The 22,133-nt window shown below is 66.2% G+C and carries 18 protein-coding genes; all 18 read left to right on the top strand.

Going from position 1 to position 22,133, the window contains the following annotated elements; translation table 11 throughout:
• Positions 1 to 36: 36 nt before the first annotated feature.
• The 18 genes from BUC24_RS14245 (at position 37) to BUC24_RS14165 (ending at position 21,112) form a co-directional block, all read left to right on the top strand.
• Complete coding sequence (locus tag BUC24_RS14245; RefSeq protein ID WP_073217296.1) at positions 37 to 576, top strand: hypothetical protein; 540 nt, start codon at positions 37 to 39, stop codon at positions 574 to 576.
• A gap of 32 nt (positions 577 to 608) precedes the next feature.
• Complete coding sequence (tssK, locus tag BUC24_RS14240; RefSeq protein ID WP_073217293.1) at positions 609 to 2,051, top strand: type VI secretion system baseplate subunit TssK; 1,443 nt, start codon at positions 609 to 611, stop codon at positions 2,049 to 2,051.
• Positions 2,048 to 2,812: a DotU family type IV/VI secretion system protein gene (locus tag BUC24_RS14235; RefSeq protein WP_073217291.1), complete on the top strand. Its 765-nt coding sequence runs from the start codon at positions 2,048 to 2,050 to the stop codon at positions 2,810 to 2,812. The genes tssK and BUC24_RS14235 overlap by 4 nt, the downstream gene beginning before the upstream one ends.
• Positions 2,809 to 6,765 carry a type VI secretion system protein gene (locus BUC24_RS14230; RefSeq protein WP_073217287.1) on the top strand — a complete coding sequence of 1,319 codons (3,957 nt, stop codon included), beginning with the start codon at positions 2,809 to 2,811 and terminating at the stop codon, positions 6,763 to 6,765. The genes BUC24_RS14235 and BUC24_RS14230 overlap by 4 nt, the downstream gene beginning before the upstream one ends.
• Complete coding sequence (gene tssA, locus BUC24_RS14225; protein ID WP_073217284.1) at positions 6,762 to 7,820, top strand: type VI secretion system protein TssA; 1,059 nt, start codon at positions 6,762 to 6,764, stop codon at positions 7,818 to 7,820. Before BUC24_RS14230 ends, tssA begins: the two co-directional genes overlap by 4 nt.
• Positions 7,817 to 8,239, top strand: a complete 423-nt coding sequence (locus tag BUC24_RS14220) for a hypothetical protein (RefSeq protein ID WP_073217281.1) — start codon at positions 7,817 to 7,819, stop codon at positions 8,237 to 8,239. The genes tssA and BUC24_RS14220 overlap by 4 nt, the downstream gene beginning before the upstream one ends.
• 87 nt (positions 8,240 to 8,326) lie before the next feature.
• The gene (tssB, locus tag BUC24_RS14215) at positions 8,327 to 8,917 is read left to right on the top strand and encodes a type VI secretion system contractile sheath small subunit (RefSeq protein ID WP_073217278.1); all 591 of its coding nucleotides are present in this window, start codon (positions 8,327 to 8,329) and stop codon (positions 8,915 to 8,917) included.
• A 42-nt stretch (positions 8,918 to 8,959) separates the two neighbouring features.
• Positions 8,960 to 10,453 carry a type VI secretion system contractile sheath large subunit gene (gene tssC / locus BUC24_RS14210; RefSeq protein ID WP_073217274.1) on the top strand — a complete coding sequence of 498 codons (1,494 nt, stop codon included), beginning with the start codon at positions 8,960 to 8,962 and terminating at the stop codon, positions 10,451 to 10,453.
• A 61-nt stretch (positions 10,454 to 10,514) separates the two neighbouring features.
• Entirely contained in the window at positions 10,515 to 10,997 is a 483-nt protein-coding gene (locus tag BUC24_RS14205; RefSeq protein WP_073217271.1) for an Hcp family type VI secretion system effector, read from the top strand.
• Positions 10,998 to 11,000: 3 nt separating this feature from the next.
• Entirely contained in the window at positions 11,001 to 11,486 is a 486-nt protein-coding gene (gene tssE / locus BUC24_RS14200; protein ID WP_073217266.1) for a type VI secretion system baseplate subunit TssE, read from the top strand.
• Positions 11,486 to 13,360: a type VI secretion system baseplate subunit TssF gene (gene tssF, locus BUC24_RS14195; protein WP_073217263.1), complete on the top strand. Its 1,875-nt coding sequence runs from the start codon at positions 11,486 to 11,488 to the stop codon at positions 13,358 to 13,360. Before tssE ends, tssF begins: the two co-directional genes overlap by 1 nt.
• Complete coding sequence (gene tssG / locus BUC24_RS14190; protein ID WP_073217260.1) at positions 13,339 to 14,406, top strand: type VI secretion system baseplate subunit TssG; 1,068 nt, start codon at positions 13,339 to 13,341, stop codon at positions 14,404 to 14,406. Before tssF ends, tssG begins: the two co-directional genes overlap by 22 nt.
• Entirely contained in the window at positions 14,403 to 16,958 is a 2,556-nt protein-coding gene (gene tssH / locus BUC24_RS14185; RefSeq protein ID WP_073217257.1) for a type VI secretion system ATPase TssH, read from the top strand. Before tssG ends, tssH begins: the two co-directional genes overlap by 4 nt.
• Positions 16,955 to 18,997: a type VI secretion system Vgr family protein gene (locus tag BUC24_RS14180; RefSeq protein ID WP_073217254.1), complete on the top strand. Its 2,043-nt coding sequence runs from the start codon at positions 16,955 to 16,957 to the stop codon at positions 18,995 to 18,997. The genes tssH and BUC24_RS14180 overlap by 4 nt, the downstream gene beginning before the upstream one ends.
• Before the next feature lies 1 nt (position 18,998).
• Positions 18,999 to 19,604 (top strand): toxin-antitoxin system YwqK family antitoxin, encoded by a 606-nt coding sequence (locus BUC24_RS14175; RefSeq protein WP_073217250.1) that lies wholly within the window; start codon positions 18,999 to 19,001, stop codon positions 19,602 to 19,604.
• 3 nt (positions 19,605 to 19,607) lie between these two features.
• Entirely contained in the window at positions 19,608 to 19,994 is a 387-nt protein-coding gene (locus tag BUC24_RS14170) for a DUF4280 domain-containing protein (RefSeq protein ID WP_073217246.1), read from the top strand.
• On the top strand, positions 19,995 to 20,159 hold the full coding sequence (locus BUC24_RS26965) for a hypothetical protein (protein ID WP_178372549.1): 165 nt from the start codon (positions 19,995 to 19,997) through the stop codon (positions 20,157 to 20,159).
• Entirely contained in the window at positions 20,156 to 21,112 is a 957-nt protein-coding gene (locus BUC24_RS14165; RefSeq protein ID WP_073217243.1) for an eCIS core domain-containing protein, read from the top strand. The genes BUC24_RS26965 and BUC24_RS14165 overlap by 4 nt, the downstream gene beginning before the upstream one ends.
• Positions 21,113 to 22,133 lie beyond the last annotated feature (1,021 nt).

Raw genomic sequence — 22,133 nt, 5'->3', positions numbered from 1 at the left:
CAGCAGCATATTGTCGGTGTCACCAGGAGATCTGTCATGGCAATCGCTCAGTTGAACCTATTGCGCGCGTCGCTGCGCCTGCTGGCCGCCTGGCTTGTGGGCGGCGCTATGTGTGCCTGCAGCATGTTCAGCGCGGGCGTACCCGCCGTGCATATCGGCGAGATCCGGGTGGCTGCCAGCGCCGACGCCAATTACAACAGTCCGGTGACCCTGGCGGTGGTGATGGTGTCCGACCCGGCGCTGGTCGCGCGGCTGGCCAGCCCCGAGCTGAAATGGTTCGCCGCCGGCGCCGATCTGGCCGCGACCTACCCGTCCGTGCTGCAAGCCTTCTACTGCGAATTCAGTCCTGGCCAGGAAATGCGCCTGCCGCGCACCTTGCTGGCTGACCGGCGTGCGCATGCGGTCTTCCTGTTTACGGTGCTCGGCGCCGAAGAACGACGCGCCCGCATCGACCAATGGCGCGGCGGCGGCGCGGTCGCGGTCGCGCGCGAGGACTGGACGGCGGCGCCGGCAACGGCGCCTGCCAACAAAAAGAACGGTCCGCCCGATATGCATTGCGGCACACGCGCGTCGTGACACCCGCGTCCCATCACTGACAAGGATTTTGCATGAGCGAGTTGAACGAGGGGCGCCTGGTGGCGCAGCCGGACGCGGCCTTGCTGTGGCACGACGGGCTGTTGCTCGAACCCACCCATTTCCAGCAAATGTGCCAGCGCCAGGAACAATTGGTGTCCTATCATGTGCGCAGCGCGGCCCCGTACAACTGGGGCGTGCGTCAGTTGGTCATCGGCGACAGGACGCTGGCCACCAACGTCTTTTCGCTCAGTGCGCTCGAAGCGATCATGCCGGACGGCCTGCTGGTGGCGCACCGTCCTGGCACCGGCAGCCTGGAACTGGTGCTGTCGGAAGCCTTGCGCGCCCAGCTTAGCGCCAGCGCCCAGCACGCCACCATTTGCCTGGCCGTCCCGCTCAACGACGCCATGGACCGCAGCGGCAGGAGTGCCCGTTCGATGCCAGTGCCGCTGCCCGGCGACGGCGACGACGAAGCGCTGACCGGCCTGGCACGGGTGCGGCCGCAGATGCGTCTGGCACTCGACAGTGAATTGGCCAAGCAAGCCAGCGATGCCGTGCTGCCGCTGGCGCGTATTCGCTGTGTGGAGGGGCGTTGCACGATCGAGCGCTTCATGCCGCCCGCGCTGGACAGCCGGGTGGCGCCGCCGTGGCCGGACGGCCTATCGTTCCACGCGCGTAGCGCGGCGTTGGCCGATGCCATGCAACGCACGCTCAATTACCTGCTGGTGGCTACCCGTGTGCGCCCGGTCGGCCTTGAAGACCAGTTGCGCTGGCTCGAGTTGCGCCAGCGCGTGTGCGCCTTTGGCGCCGCCATCGCGCCGCTGCGCGGGGTGCTCGGGCTCGACGCGGCCGCCCCGGTGGACCTGTATCTGGCCTGGTGCGCCGCGCTCGGCGCACTGGGCGCGCTCGACGCAGCGGGCGCCGTGCTCGGCCAGCCGCTCCCGGTCTACCGCCACCTCGATCCGGCCGCCACCTTCGACGCCATCTTTGCCCGCGCCGAGGCGCTGCTGCGCATGGCCGACTTGCCGTTCACCGAAAGTGCGTTCACCTTCCAGGAGCAGGAACAATACTATCTGCATCCATTCCAGGAACAGGCGCGGTACCGCTGGCCGCTGACCGGGGACACGGGCAGCGTCCTCATCATCGGCCTGCGCGGTTTGTCCGAAGAGCAGGCGGTGCGCTGGATGGAGCGCGCCGTCATCACGGCCGCCTGCCGCCAGGCCGACTGGCGCGCCGGGCGCCGGGTTGGCGCTGCACGCAGCCTGATCCGCTCCGACGGCAGCCTGGCGCCGCTGTCGGACGCACTGCGCGACAGCGGACGCAAGGTCCAGTTGCATGGCATGTCCACGCCCGGTCTGACCCTGTTCGCCATCGATCCCGAGCGCGACTATCCGGGCGACACCGACATTGTGCTCGAAAACGGCACCCGCAACGGGGCCATCGACGCAGTGCTGTTCCGGCACCAGGAACACGCATGAACGCGCTTGCCCGCAGCCCAATTGACCAGTTCAGCGTGTTCCACACCTGGCTCGATCAATTGATGGGCACCTTGTGTGCACTGTCCGACGCCGATCCCGCCTTGCGCGCACCGGCCCTGATCCGCGCCGACATCGTGGCCCGCATCGATACGCTGGCCGCGCCCGGGCGCGGCGGTCCGCAAGCCGACCAGGCCAGCGAGCTGCGCTACCTGTTGGCCGCCTTCGCCGATGAGATCCTGCTCAGGCGCGACTGGCCGCACCGCGCGTGCTGGCTCGATTGGCTGGTGGAGGATGCGCTGTTCGGCAGCCGTCACGCGGGCGAGCGCGTGTTCGACTGCATTGCCGCCGTGCTGCACGGCGGCGCGGCGCGGCGGCGCCCCATGGCCTTGCCCTATCTGTGCGCGCTGGCGCTGGGCTTTCGCGGCAGCGTCCCCAGCGGAACCCAGGGCGACCGCGAGCTGGAACGGCTGCGCCATGCGCTCTTTCAGCTGGTCCAGGAGCGCAATCCCGATCCGGCCTTTGGCGAGGCGCGCGACGATCTGGACTCCAACGCGGCGCGGCGCGTGATGTTCCGCCCGTATCAGACCATCGCCGCCGGCGGGGCGCCGGTGCTGTTGCCCAGTCCGAATCGCTGGCGCACGCGCTTCGTGTTCGCCTTTCTGCTCATGCTGGCGGCCGGCCACCTGATCTGGGTAGTCCACACGCATGGGCTGCGCATGCATCTGGAAGCGCCCGATGAGGTCGCGGAGTCGCGTCCATGAGCACCATTGCCATACTGCTGGGCGCGGCGCTGGTGCTGAGCTTATTGCTGCTGTGGCTGCTGCTGCGCGCGGCCCGCAGGCGGGCTCAGCGCGGGACCGAGGGCGCACCCGGCGGCGCCAGCGAGACCGGCGCACCTGCCGCGCTCACACGCCACGCGGCCAGCGCCGCCTTTTCCGGGCTGGGCGCGCTGCTGCCGGAAACGGCGCAACGCTACGATGTGCCGCTGGTCTTGCTGGCCGGCGACAACGCCAGCGGCAAGAGTCACTTGCTGGCCACCTGTGGCCTGGAGCGGGCCACGGCGCAGCACAGCCCTGGCGGCGGCGCGCTGACCTGGCACGCTTTTGACCGCGGCGTGGTGCTCGAAGTAGGCGCCGACTATCTGGACCTGGCGCAGCGGCCCGGCGCGCCGGCCCGGGCGTGGGATGCGCTGGCCGAGGCCATCCAGCGTTATCGCCCGCGCCGTCCACTCGACGCCATCGTGATCGCGGTCGGGGCCGACGTCCTGTCGGGGCCGCGCGACGCGCTTGAACGCTTGGCCGAGCACCTGCAGCGCCGCGTGGCCCATCTGCAGTGGCAGTTCGGCTTGCGTCTGCCTTTATACGTCCTGGTGACCAAGGCCGATCTGGTGCCCGGCTTCGCGGCGCTGGCCGATTCCCTGCCGCCCGCGCTGCGCTGCGGCATGCTGGGGTGGTCCAACCCGCAGGGCGGCGCCACCTTCCACGCGCGCTGGGTGGACGACGCATTCGACGCCATCGGCAGCACCGTCGCCGAGCTGAGCTGCGAAATCCTGGCCGCGGGCACGCCGTCGCCAGCGCATGGCGGTCTGCTCGGGCTCGGCGCGGCGCTGGCCGATCTGCGTGCGCCCGCCAGCGCCTTCATCGCGCAAGTGATGGCTACGCCTGACTCGCAGCGCAGTCCCTTGCTGCGCGGTGTGTATCTGTGCGGGAGCGATGGCGAGCGTGTCGTGTTCACGCGCGACTTGCTGGTGTCCAAACTATTTGCCGAAACCGGGATTGCTGCGCCCTTGCCAGGCCAGGTCTGGGCGCGCGACCGCCAGGTGCGCCAATGGCGTCTCGCCACCGTCATCTTGCTGGCCGTGTGGGTGCCGGCACTGGCCTGGTCGAATTACCGGCTTGCTCGTCTGGTGCCCGACATGGATAAGGCGCTGGTGGGCATCCAGAAAAATGTCGATATCGTCGCGCGCATGCACCAGGAAGGGAAATCAGTCCGGCCCGCCTTTTACAGCGCCGCCGCTGAGCACAGCATGGCTTCGATCAGCCGCTTTTCGGATACCTTGCTTCTGCTTGCCGTTCCCGCGTCCTGGCATTGGACGGATGACAATCTCGACGAACAGATCGAACAACGTTTCGCCGACGCCTTGCGCCGAATCTTGTTGCCGGCGATCGGCAAGAAGCTCAGCGCGCAGGTGGCGAAATTGACCGGGGCGCCGATCAATGAAGTGACGCTGCGCTTGAAAAAAGGGGCTTGCGACAGACCGGCGGAAGTCGTGGGCGACCCGGCGATACAGCCCAACGACGTCGTCGAGCAGTTGCCGGCCTTTCTCGATCTGGCCAGCTATGTTGGCGAGATGGAGCAGATTACCCACCACCTGGACGCGTTGGCACAGTTCCAGCAGCGCGGCAAAGGCGAGCCGGAACAGCTCGCAGACATGGCGCGTTTCACCGGCGCCTTTACGGTGCCGGACAGCGGCTTGAACACCTACTATCTCAAGCAGGCTCTGCACAAGGTGGAGCAAGTCAAAGGCTTGCCCTCGGTCGAAGGTTACCAGGTGGCCTTCAACTGCGGTCTCGATGCGCGTCACAGCCGGCTGCTGTCGACCGTGTTTGAGGAGCATCCGCTGTCGGCCCGGGTCGCCCTGGTCCAGGCGCAATTGCGCGCCTCGAGCCCGGAAGACGGCTTTGGCTCGCTGCAAACGGACCTCGCGAACGTGAAGCAATGGCTGGCTGGATCGGGCAGCGCCTGGCTCCATCCCGCGAAGTTGCAGCTGAGCGCCCCGTATATCGCGCTGATGGGACGCATCGATGCGCTCGGCATACTGGGTGACCAGCGCACGGACGCGTTGAAAAAGAAGGCCCGGGAGGCGCATGACGCCGTTGGCCTGGTGCTGACCGGCGCAGCTGGCACGGGCAGCGCGGTCTTGCAGCGCAGCGCCGACGGCGCGCATCTGGAAATGACGCCAGCGTTAGCCCACATGGAACAATCGCTGAGTTCCTTGATGCAACAACGTTTCATGCAGAAAGCCGCCGTCCCGGCCGAGCGCCCGGACCAGGCGGGACTGCCGTTGTGGGATGTGAATGCCCTGGCCGGATTGCGCGTCCTGGCCGCCGATTGGCACGCCTATCAGGCCCAGTCCCTGGGGGCATTTCCACCGGACTTCCAACTCGGCTTGCGCAAGTTCGCCAATGCGCGCCTGAAGGCGCTGCTGATCACGGAAATCGAACGCGCCCAGTCCGCCACGAATGACCTCCCGCAGGCCTATCTGCGCCTGGGACAGGCCCAGCCGGACCTGGTCGCCCTGCTGGAAGAATTGAAGCGGCTCGACGGCGACGCCGAACGCGAGCTGCTGGCCGCCCGCCTGGGCGAGCAGGCCAATCTGGCGTTGGCCGGGATTGACGAGGCATTCAAGAACGGGGCCGTGTATTTGCCCGAAGGCCGTGATTTCAGCCGCTGGGATGGACGCCGCCATCCGTTCGCCCAACTGTTCGGCGGGGGCGATTCGGCGACGCTCGACGACTACCTCCAGGCCCAGCTGGCCGTGGTGGAAAAGCACGCGGCGCTGGCGCGGCCGCTCGTGCTGCTCCTGACGGAAAGCGGCGCGCACGCCGACGTGCGGCTTGCGCAGCAATGGAACGCGATCGACAAGGAGCTCCAGCAGTTCGCACAAAAGATACCGGGCTCCCATGCTGCCAAACTGCACAGCTTCATCCGCACCGAGCTGGCCGAATGGGATCAGCAAAATTGCCAAGCGCACATGCCGTCGCATGCCGCGGGGCCAGGGAACGATTTCTTCAGCGGCCGCCTGCGCGAGCTGAGCCAGCGCATCGGGATGCGCTGCCGCGAACTGGTGCGCAGCAGCGGCGCATCCGCCTACGGCGAGCTGGCGCGCGCATTTCGCACCGACCTGGCCAACCGGTTCCCGTTCGCCCCGGTGGGCGAGCGTCAGGGCACGGCGGCCACAGCCGAGGCGGTGGCCAGTTTTGTCCAGAACTGGGACCGGCTGGGCGTGGCGGCGCGCCAGCGCACCGAGCGCGCCGAGGCGGACGACAGCGCCGCCCTGATCGGCGCGCGCCGCTTCCTCGCCAGTGGCGACAAGGTGGTGGCATTCCTGACACCGCTGGTGGCGCCCGAGCCCGGCGCCGAAGCCGGGTACGACGTACGGGTCCGTTTCCGGGTCAGCGAACTGGGCCAGAGCAATGCCAACAATGCGCTGCCCGGTGAAATCGGCGGCAACCGGATCGGCGCCTGGACGCTGCAGATCGGCGACCGGACTGTGCGTTCGGGCAATGGCGAGCCAGGCGAGGCGCCCACACTGCGCTGGCGTATCGGCATGAAGATCCGCCTGACGCTGCGCTGGGCCGACAATGCGCCGGCCTTGCCGTTGGCCGATCCCGGCGATCCCCATATGCGCGTGGCCGGACGCGAAGTGCAGTACGAGTTCGACGAAACCTGGTCCTTGCTGCGCCTGCTGGGCAGCTACCGGGTCAACGGTGCGCAAGACGACACGCTGCAGTTGAGGATACCGCTCACGGGCGCGCCCGCGTCCGGCGCGGCCCGCGTGTTCCTGCGCCTGGCGCTCAGTCCCGCCAACAAAAAGACACTGCTGGCCTATCCCGCTTTCCCGCTGGACGCGCCGGCCTTCGAGAACACGGTACTGGCCGACGGCGCGCGGCGCGCCAGGCCGCCTCTCTTACAGACGGGACTCGCCAAATGAACGACGTACTGGACCAAGCCGGACTCGACGACCTGCTGGCCCCAATCTCGGCAGCGCAGCCGTGCGGCGCCGACATCAACGGCGGCATGACCTACGCCAGCATCCGCGAGGCGCGCCGGGCCGACGGCCCCAACCAGGGCGTGTGGGAAAAGCCGGTAGCCAAACGCGCCGCCTGGGACCAGGCCGAGCAGCTGTGCACAACCTGCCTGCGCGAGGAGAGCAAGGACCTCAATGTTTGCGGCTGGCTGTGCGAAGCGTGGATCCACCGGCGCGGCCTGGCGGGGCTGGCCGACGGCCTGTGCCTGATGGACGCCATGCTCACCCACTACTGGGACGCGGTGCATCCCTTGCCCGAGGGCGGCGACCTGGGGTTTCGCAGCGCGCCGTTCGAATGGCTAAACCGGAATTTGCCGCTGGCCCTGCGCGCGGCGCAACTGGCCCCGGGCGAGGGGCCGGGCGGCAACCGCTACACGCTGGCCGAATGGGATGCGATGCTGCGCGCCGAACGCCAGCTCGCCACGGCCGCCGCCCGGCCCGGGCGGACGGGCCCGGCGCCGGCAGCCGCGGGCGCGCAGACCGGACGGATTCACTTTGCCGCCGCTGCCGCTCTGGCCGCGCACGATTATTACCCGCAGCTGGAACAGGAGCTGGCGCGCGCCGCGCAGAACGGGCAGCGGCTGGCCCAGTCGCTCGAGGCCTTGCTCGGCAAGGAGGCGCCGTCGCTGAGCGCACTGTGGGATGTGTTGGGTGCCTGCGGTGACGCGCTGGCCGAACTGGGGAGCAACCTGGCCCCGGACCTGCCGTACGCCGACGGCATGCCCGCGCCGAGCGCGCCGGCTCAGCACGGGATAGTCAGTCGCGCCCAGGCCTATCTGCTGCTCGAAGAAGTGGCCGACTACCTGCACCACACCGAGCCGCACAGCCCTGTGCCCTACCTGGTGCGGCGCGCCTGCGCCTGGGGCGACATGCCGCTCGAAGAATTGCTGACCGAATTGCTCGACAACGAATCGCATTTGAAGCAGGTGTTCCGCCTGCTGGGAACCGATCGGCCATGAGCGCGCCTGCGACCCAGACGCGTCTGTACCCCAACTTGCGCCCGTTGGCCCAGCCCGATACTGGACGCGAACAGATTTTCACCCTGCAGCACTGGTACGGTCACTACGGCTTGCGCGGGCGCGGCGGGCGCGGCCACTACGTACCGAACGCGCGCTACCTGTTCGTGCGCACGCGCGAGGGCGAAACGCGCATGCACCCGCGCCTGCGCCATCCCGTCCTGGCACAGGGCGCGGCGGTGATGTATGCGGGTGAAGCGTATTTCGAATGCGGCAGCCTGCGTTGGTGGAGCAACGGCTCCGGCCATTACCGGCCCGACCCCGACCATGCGCCTCAGGCCGGCCTGCCGATGGCCTTGTTCCGCACCTGGGATGACGTGGTGCGGCGCGGTAGCCGGCCCGCCGCGCAGGCGCCACCCTAACCGCCAGACACAGCAGGTCAGTCGTTTTTTGCGCCGGTCTCGTGCCGGTTTGTGGGTCCATCAGGTTCATCGAATGAGGAGGCAGCAATGCATACGCCAAGCAAACAGAAGTGGTTGGAACGGAATCGCCCGCCCCGGGTCCAGATTTCTTACGATGTGGAGACAGCCGGGGCAATCGAAAAGAAGGAATTGCCGCTGGTAGTGGGCATTTTCGCCGACCTGTCGGGCATGCCGGAAACGGTGGTGCCGATCCATGAGCGCCGTTTCGTCGAGATCGACCGCGACAATTTCGACCAGGTGCTAGCCAAGATCGGCCCGCGCCTGGACGTGGCCAGGCTGCGCATGCGGCCGGTCGAAGGCGTGGAGCTGGGCGGGACGATCTCTTTCAACAAGATTGATGACTTCGAGCCGGAACATATCGTCCGTTCCATCGCCGGCTTGAGCGAACTGTTCGACACGCGCAATGAATTGCGCGACCTGATGGCCAAGCTCGATGGCAATGCCAAGCTGGAAGGGCGCCTGACCGCGCTGTATACCGATGCCAACGGCACCGCCCTGCTCAAGGGCGCCGACGCGGCCACCCTGGACAGCATGCTCAAGCGCGATGCCGGCGCTGCCACCGAAGCGGCGCCGCCCGCCACGCCTGAGGCACCGCCCGCCACGCCCGAGGCGCCGTAATAAACGCTGCCCACGATCAACACCACGACAAGAGGAATCGACATGAATGAGACACAGACATCGGCCGGCGCGCCGGCCGCCAGCGCTGCCAACTGGGATTTGCTGGACGATATCATCACCGAAGGCCGCATGGCGCTGCAAAAGGAACAGCATCCGGTCGCCAAGAAATTACTTGAGCGCTTTGTCGACCAGTCGGTCAAAGGAGAAATCGTCCCACGGCCTGCCGAAAAGAGCTTGATGCAGACGCTGCAGGAACGCATCGATGCGATCGACGCCAAGCTGACCGAGAGCCTGAACCAGATCATGCATGCCCCGCAGTTCCAGGCGCTGGAACAATCCTGGCGCGGCTTGCACGACCTGGTGCAGAACAGCGAGACCAGCACCCGCCTCAAATTGCGCGTCATTAACATGACCAAGGAGGAGCTGGCCACCGACCTCAAGAAGGCGGTCGATCACGATCAAAGCAATATGTTCAAGAAGGTGTACGAAGACGAATACGGCACCTTCGGTGGCAATCCGTTCAGCGTGCTGGTGGGCGATTACCACATCAGCCGCAGCGTGGCCGACCTGGGCATGCTGGCCAAAATCGCCGGCGTGGCCGCCATGGCGCACGCGCCATTCATCACCGCGGCCGCGCCTGAGCTGTTCGACATGGCGTCGTTTACCGGTCTGGGCGTGCCGCGCGACCTGGCCAAGACGTTCGAGAGTGCCGAACTGTCGGCCTGGCGCGCTTTCCGCGAGACCGAAGATGCACGCTATGTCGCGTTGACGCTGCCGCGCTACCTGCTGCGCCTGCCGTACGGCGAAAAGACGGTTCCGGTTCCCACCTTCAGGTATGAAGAAACGTGCGAAGGCATGGCCCACGACGCTTACCTGTGGGGTAATTCGGCTTATCTGCTCACGCAGCGGATCACCGAGGCATTCGCCCAGTACGGCTGGTCGGCCGCCATTCGCGGGGTCGAAGGCGGCGGCGTCGTGGCCGGGCTGCCGATCCACACCTTCGACACCGCCGAAGGCGATATCGCCGCCAAGTGCCCGACCGAAGTGTTGATCACGGACCGGCGCGAAAAGGAGCTCAATGACCTGGGCTTCATCGCGGTGGTCCACAAGAAGAACGAAAATTTCGCGGCCTTCTTCGGCGGCCAGACCGTCAACAAGCCAGCCGTCTACAACAAGCCGCTGGCCACCGCCAATGCGCGCCTGTCGGCCCAGCTGCCGTGCATTCTGGCCGCTTCGCGCTTTGCCCATTACATCAAGGTCATCATGCGCGACAAGATCGGCAGCTTCGCCTCGCGCGAAAGCGTGTCGAACTACCTCAATACCTGGATTGCCGACTACGTACTGGTCAATGACAATGCGTCGCAATCGCTCAAGGCCCAGTACCCCTTGCGCGAAGCGCGCATCGACGTGACCGAAGACGCGGCCAAGCCAGGGGTATTTCGCGCCACCGTGTTCCTGCGGCCGCATTTCCAGCTCGAAGAACTGACGGCGTCGATCCGCCTGGTGGCCGAGCTGCCCCAGCCCGTGACGGCGTAACCGACCCGACTGCGGCCTGTTGCAGGCCGCGCCACAACAACGACTATTGAAAGGAATTACCGTGGATGTGATTATCCTTGACTTGCCAGGCATCAAAGGCGAATGCCTGCTCAAAGGCTTTGAAGACAAGATCGAATGTCTGTCGTTCAGCCACGCCGTCGCCATGCAGCTGACCAGCGACCCCAGCAACCGCGAACGCACGTCGGGCAAGCCCAACGTCCAGGACATGACGATTTCCAAGTACATGGACCAAGCGTCACCGGTGCTCAACCAGACCTGCTGCGAAGGCAAGAAGATCGGCGACGCGACCGTGACCATCGGCCGCAACGAGAACGGCGCTGTCATGCCGCTGATGATCTACAAGCTGCGCGACGCCATGGTGTCGAGCATCAGCGCGGCCTCGTCGGGAGGCGACAAGCCGTCCGAGACGATGACGCTCAACTTCACCGGCATCCAGTGGGACTACACGTCGCAAAACCCCGATTCGACCAAGCAGGGCGTGGCGCCGGGGATTTGGGACATGAAGACCAATACGGCGGCCTAAGCGATGGGCACGCTCAACCACGTCCTGGGCGGCCGCGTGCCCCTGTTCGAGCGCTTCCACGCGCGCGGCGGCGACGCCTCGGTGCTGGCCTGGCATGGAGCGCGCCAGGACGGCACCGAGGTGAACCTGTCACCGCTGGAGTGTTCGATCGAGCAGGAGCTCACGCGCTTGCTCAACACGCGCTGCGCCTGCCCGCTGGCGGTGCTGGCCACGCGCGAACGGTCGGTGATCGACTATGGGCTGCCCGATTACTCGGCCCTGTGCAGCGGCAGCAGCGCCGACCGGGCACGCCTGGTGTCGCTGGTGCGCGACACCATCGTCGCCTTCGAGCCGCGCCTGCGCCAGGTGGAGGTCGAGATCGCGCTGCTGCCCAATTGCCGCCATGCGCTGCAGGTGGGCATACGCGGCGCGGTGCTGGTCAACGGCCGGCTCGAGCCGGTGCGCTTTAATCTGAGCGCGAATGGCGATGGCGCCGGGCTGGCGGCGTGATGAGCCGCAGCGCCGACGATCCGCTTGCCTACTACCGGCGCGAGCTGGACTACCTGCGCAACGCCGGACGCGAGTTCGCGCGCAAGCATCCGGAAATGGCGGGCCGGCTGGAGCTGGGCGGGCTGGAGTCACCCGATCCGCATGTGGAACGACTGATCGAGTCGTTCGCCTTCCTCACCGGCCGCCTGCGGCGCGATCTCGACAGCGAATTTCCGCAAATCGCCGGGGCGCTGCTCGAAGCGCTGCAGCCGGGCTTCATGGCGCCCTTGCCGGCCATGACGGTGGTGCGTTTCGCGCCGGACCTGAGCCAGGGGCTGGCCAGCGCCCGCCGCACGGTGGCACGCGGCACGCCCTTGCACGCGTTCGGACGGCGCGAGCGCACCCCGGACCTGGCCGACGTGCCGTGCCAGTTCCGCACCTGCTATCCGGTCGACGTCTGGCCGATTGCGGTGACCGAAGCGACGATGGAAGATGCGCGCCTGCACCCGGCCATCAAGGAGCGGTCCGACGTGACCCAGGTGCTGCGCGTGCGCCTGCAATGCAGCGGCACCGGCTTTGGACGCCAGGAAGGACAGATCGCGCCGGACGATCTGCGTTTTCATCTGTATGGCGACTGGGGGCAGGTCAATCCGCTGTATGACATGCTGTTGTGTAATTTGACGGAGGTGCAAGTGGTGGCCAGGGGCGGATTCGCCGCGGCGCGCGGCGCCCGCATCGGCTGGCAGGAGGTCGGCTTCGGGCCCGATGAAGCGCTGCTGCCTGCTGCCGCCAACGGCGATCCGGCTTATCGCCTGCTGCAGGAGTACTTTTGCTTTCCGCGCAAGTTCATGTTCTTCAACGCGAGCGGCTTCGGCACCGCGCTCGACATGCTGGCCCCGGAACCGCTGCGCGACTGCGTCGAGCTGCTGATCCTGTTCAGCGGCCAGGCCGACCAATCGATGCAGATCCGGGCCAGCCAGTTTCAGCTTGGCTGCACGCCCGCCGTCAACTTGTTCGAGCGCACCAGCGAAGCGATCCGGCTCGACCAGCGCAGCGTCGAATACCGCCTGGTGGCCGATCAACGGCGCGAAGCGAGCACGGAAATTCATTCCGTCCTGGCGCTGCAGGCTGGCTACGCGGACGGCCAGCGCGGCAAGCCGCTCACCGCGTACGCCCTGGCAGCGCAGCTGGGTGCGGCGGCCCAGGCGCCGTTCTGGGTGGCGCGGCGCGACCATGCGCTGGCCGCAGGGCACAGCGGCACCGACATGTTCCTGTCGTTTGTCGGTGCGGTCGGCATCGACGGTGTGGCCGAGGCGGCGCCCCTGATCAGCGCCACGGTCCTGTGTACCAACCGCGACCTGGCGGCGGCGATCCGCCCCGACCAGATCGACACGCCGCCCGCGCGGGCCTGCTTCCAGGCCGACGCCAGCATCGGCGTGCTGCCCGCGGCCTGCCTGTACCAGCCCACGCGCCAGATTGCACCGCCGCTGGACGGCGAGTCGCTGTGGCGCCTGGCGTCCTTGCTCAATCTGAACCAGCTCTCGCTCAATCATGACCCCGGGCAGAACGACGCTTGCGCGGCACTGCAGCAGTTGCTCGATCTGTGCAACAGCGGCGACAGCGTGGCGGGCGCGCGCCAGATCCGGGCGCTCAAGAGCGTCGAGTACAAGTCGGTGGTGCGTGCGGTGCGCAGCGGACCGGCACCCGGGTTCCGGCGCGGGATTGAGCTGGTGTTGGCGTTCAAGCGGGGCGACTTCAGTGAAGGCACGCCGCTCATGCTGGCCGCTGTGCTGCAGCGCTTCTTGCCGATGTACGTGTCGGTCAATTCCTTCGCCAGCGTGACCGTGATGGATGGACTCAACAAGGTGAAAGCATGGGCGCCTTCGATCAATTAAACACGCATACGCTGCCATCGCATCTGCGCGAGCAGGCCGATCGCTATGAATTCGTGCAACTCGTGCGCCTGCTGGAGCGGGCGGTGCCGGGAGCCACCGAGATCGGCGGCGGGGCCGAACCGGCGCACGAAGCGGTGCGCTTTCGGGCCAAGGTCGGCTTTGCGTTCTCGACCAGCGATGTGCTCGGGGCGGCCAGGCTCTCGGCGCTGGGCGGCACCCAGGTTGAAGTCGCGTTCATGGGGTTGGCCGGCAACGAGGGGCCGCTGCCGCAGCCATATTCCGAAATGGTGTTGCAGCGCGCGCGCCCGGCGGGCGCGCACCAGTTGCACCGGCCCGCGCCCGGCCAGGCGGACGACGACGCGCGCGACTTCCTCGACATCTTCAATCACCGCCTGCTGTCGTATTTCTATCGGGGCCGGCGCAAGCACAGCATCGCGCTGGGGGCTGAATCGCGCCACCGCACGGCACTGCTCGAGCGCATTCTGTTTCAGCTGATCGGCTACAACGAGGGCGTGCGCCAGCAGGGCGGATCGCTCCCGCAACCGCAAGTCGATCCGCGTTGCCTGCTGCGCTACGCCGGCATCCTGGCCAGGCGCAACCGCGCGATGGCCGGCCTGGAGACCATGCTGAGCGATGCCTTCGGCACCGGCGTGCGCGGCAGCCAGCATCATGGGTGCTGGATGCCGGTGGACGCCGCATTCCAGAGCGTGCTTGGTGCGCGCGGCCGGAATTGCGTGCTGGGCCAGCAAACCATGCTTGGCCGGCGCGCCTGGGATGCCAGGGGCAAGATCGTGCTCACGTTCGGGCCCCTGTCGATGGCCGCCTATCAGGCCCTGATGCCTGGCGGGGCCGATGCCCCCCGGCTGACCTTCATGACCCGCTTCTACCTGCGCGACGATGTCGACGTCGACATCGTGTTGACGTTGGCGCCCGATGCGGTGCGCGAGGAAGCGCTGGGGGTGCTGTCGCGCACTGCGTGGCTCGGGCAGCATAGCGGGAGCGCGCGTACCACCCGCTTCGCGCTGGGCCGATGGGAAGACCGATGATCGCGCTGCGCACCTTGATCGGGCGGCTCGATGGCCCCGCGCGTCTGGCCTTCGAGCAGGCGGCGGATGCGTGCCAGCAGCGCCGTCATGCCGCGGTGCAGGTGGAACACGTGCTGGAACGGATGCTGGCGGCCGATGCGTGCCCGTTGAAGGCAATTCTGATGCGCTTGAACGTTGGCCACGCGGCGGCGCTTGGCCAGTTGCGGCTGGCCATCGACGGCATGGGCGCGGGCGCACCGTGCATTCCCGCCATGGCGCCCGCTATCCTGCCATGGCTGCAAAACGCCTGGCTGATCGCGTCGCTCGAGCACAACGAGGCGCAGGTGACGCCGCCTATTTTGCTGGCCGCGCTGCTGCGCGAAGGCGACCAGTGCGCCGCTCTGCTGCGTGCCGCGCCCGCGCTGGCGGCAATCGATCGGGCGCGCCTGGGCGAGCTTTGCAACAGCGGCGCCGGCACGTCGCCGCTGGAGCGTTTCACCGTCGACTTGACCGCGCAGGCGCGCGCGCGTGGCTACGACCCGATCAGCGGGCGCGAAGCGGAAGTGCGCCAGATTATCGATATCCTGATGCGCCGGCGCCAGAATAACCCGATGCTCGTCGGCGAGCCCGGTGTGGGCAAAACCGCCGTCGTCGAGGGCTTCGCCGCTCGCGTGGCCGCTGGCGACGTGCCGCCCGCGCTGGCCGGGGTCGCCGTCCTGGCGCTCGACCTGGGCCTGTTGCAGGCCGGTGCAGGCATGCGCGGCGAGTTCGAGAGCCGGCTCAAGCAGGTGATCGGCGAGGTGGCCGCGGCGCGCGGCGCGGTGATCCTGTTTATCGACGAGGCGCACCAGCTGATCGGCGCTGGCGGCGCCGAAGGGCAGGGCGACGCTGCCAACCTGCTCAAGCCGGCCCTGGCGCGGGGCGAACTGCGCACCATCGCTGCCACCACCTGGAGTGAATACAAGCAGTATGTCGACAGGGATGCGGCGCTGGCGCGCCGCTTCCAGGTGATCCGCGTCGATGAGCCGGACGAAGAGGCGGCCGTGACGATGCTGCGCGGCGTGGTCGCCACGCTGGAGCGCCACCATGGCGTCACAGTGCTCGACGCCGCCGTGCGCGACGCGGTGCGCCTGTCGCAGCGCTACATCAGCGAACGCAAGTTGCCCGACAAGGCGATCAATGTACTCGACACCGCGTGCGCGCGGGTGGGCCTGGGGCAGACCGGCGCCCCGGCGGAACTGGAAACGCTGCGGCACACGATTGGAGCGTGCGAGCTCGAATTGCGTGCCCTGGGCCGCGAGGCGCTGGCCGGGACCGACTACGCCGCACGCATCGACGAGTTGCGCGCGCGCCTGGCGCACAGCCGCGCACGCGAAGCCGAACTGGGGCCGCGCCTGACGCTCGAACGCAGCGCCGTGCAGGCGGTGCTGGACAAGCGCGCGCAATTGCAGCTGGCGGCCGACGATGGCGATCATGACGAGGATGACGCGCCCGACAGCGTTGCGCGGCTGTCGATCGAGCTCGAACGCCTAGAGACTGGCTTGGCCGTGATCCAGAACGAGCAGCCGATGGTGCCGCTGTGCGTCGATTCGGCGGCGGTGGCGGCCGTGGTGGGCGCCTGGACCGGGGTGCCGGTCGGGAAGATGCTCAGCGACGAGCTGCATACCATGCTGCATTTGAAGGACCGCCTGGCCGAACGCGTGGTGGGGCAGGACAGCGCGCTCGACACCATTGCGCGCCGCCTGCGCACCTTTCATGCGGAGCTGGACGATCCGCACAAGCCGGTTGGGGTGTTCCTGCTGGTCGGCCCGTCCGGCGTTGGCAAGAGCGAGACGGCGGGGGCCCTGGCCGATCTGCTGTACGGCGGCGAACGCAACATGATAGTGGTCAATATGTCGGAATTCCAGGAAGCCCACAGCGTGGCCCGCCTGCAGGGCGCGCCGCCCGGCTATGTTGGCTACGGGCGCGGCGGGGTGCTCACCGAGGCGGTGCGGCGCCGCCCGTATTGCGTGCTGCTGCTCGACGAGGTAGAAAAGGCCCATGCCGATGTGATGGAGCTGTTTTACAAGGTATTCGACAAAGGCAGCATGGAGGACGGGCAGGGTCTGGCGGTCGATTTCAGGAATGCGGTGATCCTGATGACATCGAACCTGGGACACGCGCAGCCAGGCGAAGGCGCCGCGGGCGACGCGCTGCAAGCGGCATTGCAGGCCCACTTCGCGCCGGCCCTGCTGGCGCGCATGGTGGTCGTTCCCTACGCTGCGTTGGGAGCGGTACAGATCGCGCGCATTGTCGCACTCAAGCTGGAGCGGATCCGCCTGCGTTTCGAGCGCAGCCACGGCGCCCGCTTGCACTACGATACGTCGCTGGCGCCACTGATCGGGCAGCGCTGCGGTGCTGCGCTCGGCGGGGCGCGCCATATCGACCAGATCCTGACCCAGACCTTGTTGCCGGAACTGGCTGAACGGGTGCTCGAGCGGTTGGCGTGTCAACGCCCCTTCGCCAGTGTGCGGGTGGGGGCAGGCGATGGCGTCGCGTTCGACTACAGCTTCGACAGCGAGGTGACGGCATGACGACCAATGTTGTTTCGCTCAGCACGGCGCTGGGAGCCGACCAGCTGCAATTGTCCCGCATGCACGGCGAAGAGGCGCTCAGTGAATTGTTCGTGTACCACCTCGAGCTGCATTCGGCCGATGTCGCCATCGACCTCCAGGCCATGGTCGGCAAGGCGGCCACGGTGTCGGTCGCGCTGGCTGACGGCGCGCTGCGCACCTTCAACGGGGTGGTGACGCGCTTCGTGCAGACGGGGGGCAGCGCGGGCAGCGCCACCTACCGGGCCGAATTGCGGCCCTGGCTATGGTGGTTGACGCTGGACGCCGATGCGCGCATCTACCAGCGCAAAACGGTGCCGGACATTATCTGCGCGCTGTTCGCCGAGCTGGGCTTCTCGGGCTTCAAGAATGCCTTGAGCGGCACTTATGCCGAGCGCGACTACTGCGTGCAGTACAACGAGAGCGCATTCGACTTCGTTTCGCGCCTGATGGAAGAAGAAGGTATTTTCTATTGCTTCGAGCATGAAGGCGCCAGCCATACCATGGTGCTGCTGGACGACGCGGACCATTACCGCCCGTGTACGGGACTGGCGCAGGCGCGCTATCAGGACACCAGCAGTTCGCGCGACCGGCTCGACCTGGTGTTTCGCTGCGAGATGGAGCAGAGCGCCGTGCCCGGCAAATACGCGTCGGGCGATTTTCACTTCAAGACGCCGGCGGCCGCGCTGAGCGCCAGCGCGGAAGGCGCGGGCGGGGACACGCGTGTGTACCAGTATCCGGGCGGGTACATGGACGCGGGCGGCGGCACTGCCTTGGCCAGCTTGCGCATGCAGGCGCTGGCGCAGCCAAGCCGGGCGCTGCGTGGCGCCAGCACCTGCCGCGCGTTCACCGCTGGCGGCAAGTTCGATCTGAGTGGACACTTCCGCGACGACTTGAACAGCAGCTATGTGCTGCGGCGCGTGGCCCATGAGCTGAGCGCCGAGGACTACAGCAACAGCTTCGAGGCGTTCCCGTTGGCGTTGCCATTCCGGGCGCCGCTGAGAACGCCGAAGGCGCGCATTGTCGGAACCCAGACCGCGACGGTGGTGGGCAAGAGCGGCGAGGAAATCTGGACCGATGAATTTGGGCGCGTCAAGGTCCAGTTTCATTGGGACCAGCGCGGCAAGCGCGATGAAGACAGCTCGTGCTGGATCCGGGTCGCTCACGGCTCGGCGGGACTGGGCTTCGGGGCCTTTTTCTTGCCCCGTATGGGGCAGGAAGTATTGGTCAGCTTCCTCGATGGCGATCCGGACCGGCCGATTGTCACCGGCGGCGTCTACAACGCCACCCAGACCTATCCCGAGCCGCTGCCGGCCAACCAGACCCGCAGCGGCATCCGCAGTCAGTCGTCCAAGGGCGGGGGCGGGTCCAACGAGCTGCGCTTCGAGGACAAGAAGGACGCCGAGGAGTTGTACCTGCATGCGCAAAAGGACATGTTGACCCTGGTCGAGAACGACCGCAGCTGCACCGTCGCCAAGGGCAACGACACGATGCTGGTGGAAAAGGGCAATCGCAGCTGCACGGTCGGAGAGGGCAATGACACGCTGGTTGTCAGCAAGGGCAATCGCAGCTGCACGGTCGGGGAAGGCAACGACACGCTGGTCGTGAGCAAGGGCAATCGCAGTTGCACGGTCACGGAAGGCAATGAGGTGCTGCTGGTGGAAAAGGGCACCCGCAGCGTGACGGTGGAGGCGGACGAGACCCACACCAGCAAAGCCAATTTTACCCACACAGTGACCAAGAACTATGAGCTCAAGGTGGACGGTAACCTGACCATCACGGTGACCGGCTCGCTGAGCATCAAGTCGGACAAGGATGTCGCGATCGAAGCGGCGACCAGCATGGCATGCAAGGCCGGTACCACCATCAATAACAGCGCCGGCACCGCGTTCGAAAACAAGGCGGGGACCACAATGCTCAACGACGCCGGGGTCAGCCTGACCAACAAGGGCAGCGCCTCGCAAACGATCGATGGCGGCGGCGCCCTGACTATCAAGGGAGGGATCGTCAAGATCAATTGAGATGAGCCAAGCTGTCACCACTTTGCAGGGCGAGGTCTGCACCCGGAACGCGCAGGGCGCGCTGACCTGCCGCGCCCATTTTGTCGACGGCCTGCTGGACGGCGTGACCGAACGCTATGACGCCGCCGGGCGCTTGGAGCAATCGGTTCCGTACAACGCCGGCTTGATCGAAGGGACGATGACGACCTACGTCGAAGGCGCCTTGCTGGCGCGGGCCGAGTACGTGGGCGGGCTGCGCGAGGGGCAGTTTGTCGTGTTCGGACCCGATGGCGCGGCCAGCAGCGAAGTGCGCTACCGCGCGGGCAAACCGGACGGCCCTGCGAACTACTTTTTGCCCGGCGGCGCGCTGGTGCGCAGCGTTCATCATGTGGCCGGCTTGCTTGACGGCGAAGCCTGCGATTACGCGCCCGATGGTGCGCTGCTGGCCCGCACCGTCTACAAGATGGGTAAAAAGCACGGCGTGGCGGTCCAATACCACGCCAATGGGCGGGTGCGGGAGGAAGCGCATTTTGTGGACGGCAAACCTGTGGGCGAGGTACGCAAATACGGCCCGAACGGCAAGCCTGGGCGCAAGATGACATGGCTGGACAAACTAATCGAGGGGTAGATCATGGGTGAACAGGTGTGCGCGGGAGCGCTCATGCAGTGCAGCTTCGGGGTGGCGCCGGGTCCGCTGGCCGTACTGCCGGCCAACGCCGTGCTGACTGGCACGCCGGCGGCGACCATTATGGATCACGCGCCGATGGTCAATGTGCCCACGTTTGGAATGTGCACCAGCATGGCCAACCCCATGGTGATTGCGGCGACGGCGGCGGCGCTTGGGGTGCCGACGCCCATGCCTTGCATTCCGGCGACGGTGGCGCCATGGGCGCCAGGTTCGCCGACTGTGATGATCGGGAATATGCCCGCCCTGAACAATACCTGCAAACTGACCTGCATGTGGGGCGGCATGATCGCGTTTTCGTTTGCCGGGCAAGCAACCGTGCAGGTGGCCTGAATGGATTACACATTTTCGTTTAACGGGCGGATGCTCCTGATGCTTGGCGTGGTGCTGGCGCTGCTGATGGGGCTCAGTTTCGGTCTCGGAATGGTGGTGGAACAGTCGCGCGCGGTGCCTGCGGCGCCTGTGCTCAAGCAGCAAGCGAAGGGAGTGGCGAAATGAGTTCCACAGTCATTCAGGCCTTTTTTACCCATGGGTTCGGGCAGCTCCAGTGCAAGCCGGGCCATCCCGCAGGGGCGAGCGAGAACTTCGCGCTCGATCCCGGCCGCCTGAATCTGGCCGGCAGCGTTGGACGCAGCATGCCCGAAGGCGTCTTGCGCAAGATGGAGCAAGTGTTCAAGGCCGACTTTTCCGATGTGCGCATTTACCAGGGACCGCAGGCGGGGTCGATCGGCGCGCATGCGTTCACCATGGGGTCGCGCATCTACTTCGCGCCGGGTCAGTATTCGCCGGACACTGCGCGAGGGCAGCAACTGCTTGGACACGAATTGGCGCATGTGTTGCAGCAACGCAGCGGGCGGGTGCGCACGCCGGCCGGCGGCGGGATGGTGGTGGTTAACGATCACGCGCTGGAGGCGGAGGCCGATCGCATGGGTGTCATCGCCGCGTCGTTTCGCCCGCCGGTGCAGGCGAAGATGGCGGCGCCCGTGCGACCGAGCGTGCAGGCGAAACCGGCGTCGCACAAGCTGGTCATCGGCGCATACATGCACCAGGGGGCTGCCGGTGGTGGCGTGCCGCCTGACTTGGCCGGGCACGCTTTCGTGTCGGTGCAAAGTCCTACAGGGAAGCAGGAGACTTGGGGCTTTTCGCCAGCCAATTATGGTCGCTACAATCCGCAGACGGACATCGGCAAGTTACGCACCGGGGTGCCGGGGCTGGTGCATCGCGATGATCAGGCGTTTTCCAAGCCGGGCGTAAAAACGCGCAGCTACACGCTGACGCCGGCGCAGGCGAAGGCGGCAATGGCGAAGATCGATGAATACAAGACGCGGCAGTACAAATTCAGCGCGCAGTCACGCCAGTGCACCACGTTTGCTAGCGATGTGCTGCGTGCCGCCCACGTCGATGGCGCGGTGAGCGGCAAGCTGCCAAGTGACTTGTATCGCAAAGTGTGAGCTCAGAATAAAAATTAGCCCCAATTTTGTCACTGAGGATTGAATTCCGAGTGGCCGGTTAAATTGGAACTGTAAGCGGGCCGACGAATTACATCTAAACATGCGAGGATTTAATGTACAAGCCAATTCAAGGTCGGAAACTAAACATTATCGCGCAACAGGTGTCGATCCATGGTCGCAAGAATACCGTCGTTTTGCCACCGCATCCAGGATTTCGATCTAATGGTCCTCAGGCCGATCAAGGAAGGGGGAATCGCACACTTCCGCCGATACCTCCCTCTTTCCAGTCGAGTCGCAATATAGTAGAGCAATCGAGGCCGAAGACAGTGCCGCCCGCTAGGGGAATACTCGGCCCGGGATACGGGGCACTGAGCGAAATGAGGGCGTTGCAAGGGAAACACCAATTCGGCCTCTATGTTCCGCCGCAAAAGCACTTGAAGACTCTGGTTGGTGGAAGAACAGGACCGTCTGAAAAATTAAGCCAGAGCATGAGGGCAAAAGGAACTACCCCGCAGCCGCCATTGTATCGGCCCGCCCCGCCCGTGTTCAAAGCCCGTCAACTCAATTCCGCTGGCCAGTATGCACAGCTCTCGCGATCACCCGTTCTGCAGGCGTCGGCCGCAGCTGGCGGGGTCAAGAAGTCGGAACGGCTTGCAGCAAAAGGCGTTAAACCATCGCCGCAACATACTGACAAGGCCGGTAACAAATACTGGACGGGTTTTCGCAACGGATTGGGCTGGACTACCGCAACCCAAAATCACATGAACCAGAGTAAGGGTAGCGGATGTCAAATTTCATCAAGTATTTGCACCGGAAAAGCAGATGGGATTGACCATATAGATGATTTTGCGACTGTTTCGGCGGGATTGGAGCCCGTGGAATATTGCGACGGGAACGATCATTGGGAGGGTGTACCGCTCGACGTTGTCAAGACAGCGTACAACGACCTCGCCAACTTACGCTGGTCGTGCACCCAGTGCAACTCAAGCAAGAGCGGTGCCAAGGGGTTATATACAAACGT

This window comes from Massilia sp. CF038 (genome assembly GCF_900129765.1).
GTDB lineage: Bacteria > Pseudomonadota > Gammaproteobacteria > Burkholderiales > Burkholderiaceae_D > Telluria_A.
This window is presented reverse-complemented; position numbering and strand designations above follow the sequence as displayed.

What these genes read in the sequence shown, in the direction of transcription:
- BUC24_RS14245 (WP_073217296.1), top strand. Translation starts at nt 37, where the DNA reads ATGGCAATCGCTCAGTTGAACCTATTGCGCGCGTCGCTGCGCCTGCTG.
- tssK (WP_073217293.1), top strand. Translation starts at nt 609, where the DNA reads ATGAGCGAGTTGAACGAGGGGCGCCTGGTGGCGCAGCCGGACGCGGCC.
- BUC24_RS14235 (WP_073217291.1), top strand. Translation starts at nt 2,048, where the DNA reads ATGAACGCGCTTGCCCGCAGCCCAATTGACCAGTTCAGCGTGTTCCAC.
- BUC24_RS14230 (WP_073217287.1), top strand. Translation starts at nt 2,809, where the DNA reads ATGAGCACCATTGCCATACTGCTGGGCGCGGCGCTGGTGCTGAGCTTA.
- tssA (WP_073217284.1), top strand. Translation starts at nt 6,762, where the DNA reads ATGAACGACGTACTGGACCAAGCCGGACTCGACGACCTGCTGGCCCCA.
- BUC24_RS14220 (WP_073217281.1), top strand. Translation starts at nt 7,817, where the DNA reads ATGAGCGCGCCTGCGACCCAGACGCGTCTGTACCCCAACTTGCGCCCG.
- tssB (WP_073217278.1), top strand. Translation starts at nt 8,327, where the DNA reads ATGCATACGCCAAGCAAACAGAAGTGGTTGGAACGGAATCGCCCGCCC.
- tssC (WP_073217274.1), top strand. Translation starts at nt 8,960, where the DNA reads ATGAATGAGACACAGACATCGGCCGGCGCGCCGGCCGCCAGCGCTGCC.
- tssE (WP_073217266.1), top strand. Translation starts at nt 11,001, where the DNA reads ATGGGCACGCTCAACCACGTCCTGGGCGGCCGCGTGCCCCTGTTCGAG.
- tssF (WP_073217263.1), top strand. Translation starts at nt 11,486, where the DNA reads ATGAGCCGCAGCGCCGACGATCCGCTTGCCTACTACCGGCGCGAGCTG.
- tssG (WP_073217260.1), top strand. Translation starts at nt 13,339, where the DNA reads ATGGGCGCCTTCGATCAATTAAACACGCATACGCTGCCATCGCATCTG.
- tssH (WP_073217257.1), top strand. Translation starts at nt 14,403, where the DNA reads ATGATCGCGCTGCGCACCTTGATCGGGCGGCTCGATGGCCCCGCGCGT.
- BUC24_RS14180 (WP_073217254.1), top strand. Translation starts at nt 16,955, where the DNA reads ATGACGACCAATGTTGTTTCGCTCAGCACGGCGCTGGGAGCCGACCAG.
- BUC24_RS14175 (WP_073217250.1), top strand. Translation starts at nt 18,999, where the DNA reads ATGAGCCAAGCTGTCACCACTTTGCAGGGCGAGGTCTGCACCCGGAAC.
- BUC24_RS14170 (WP_073217246.1), top strand. Translation starts at nt 19,608, where the DNA reads ATGGGTGAACAGGTGTGCGCGGGAGCGCTCATGCAGTGCAGCTTCGGG.
- BUC24_RS26965 (WP_178372549.1), top strand. Translation starts at nt 19,995, where the DNA reads ATGGATTACACATTTTCGTTTAACGGGCGGATGCTCCTGATGCTTGGC.
- BUC24_RS14165 (WP_073217243.1), top strand. Translation starts at nt 20,156, where the DNA reads ATGAGTTCCACAGTCATTCAGGCCTTTTTTACCCATGGGTTCGGGCAG.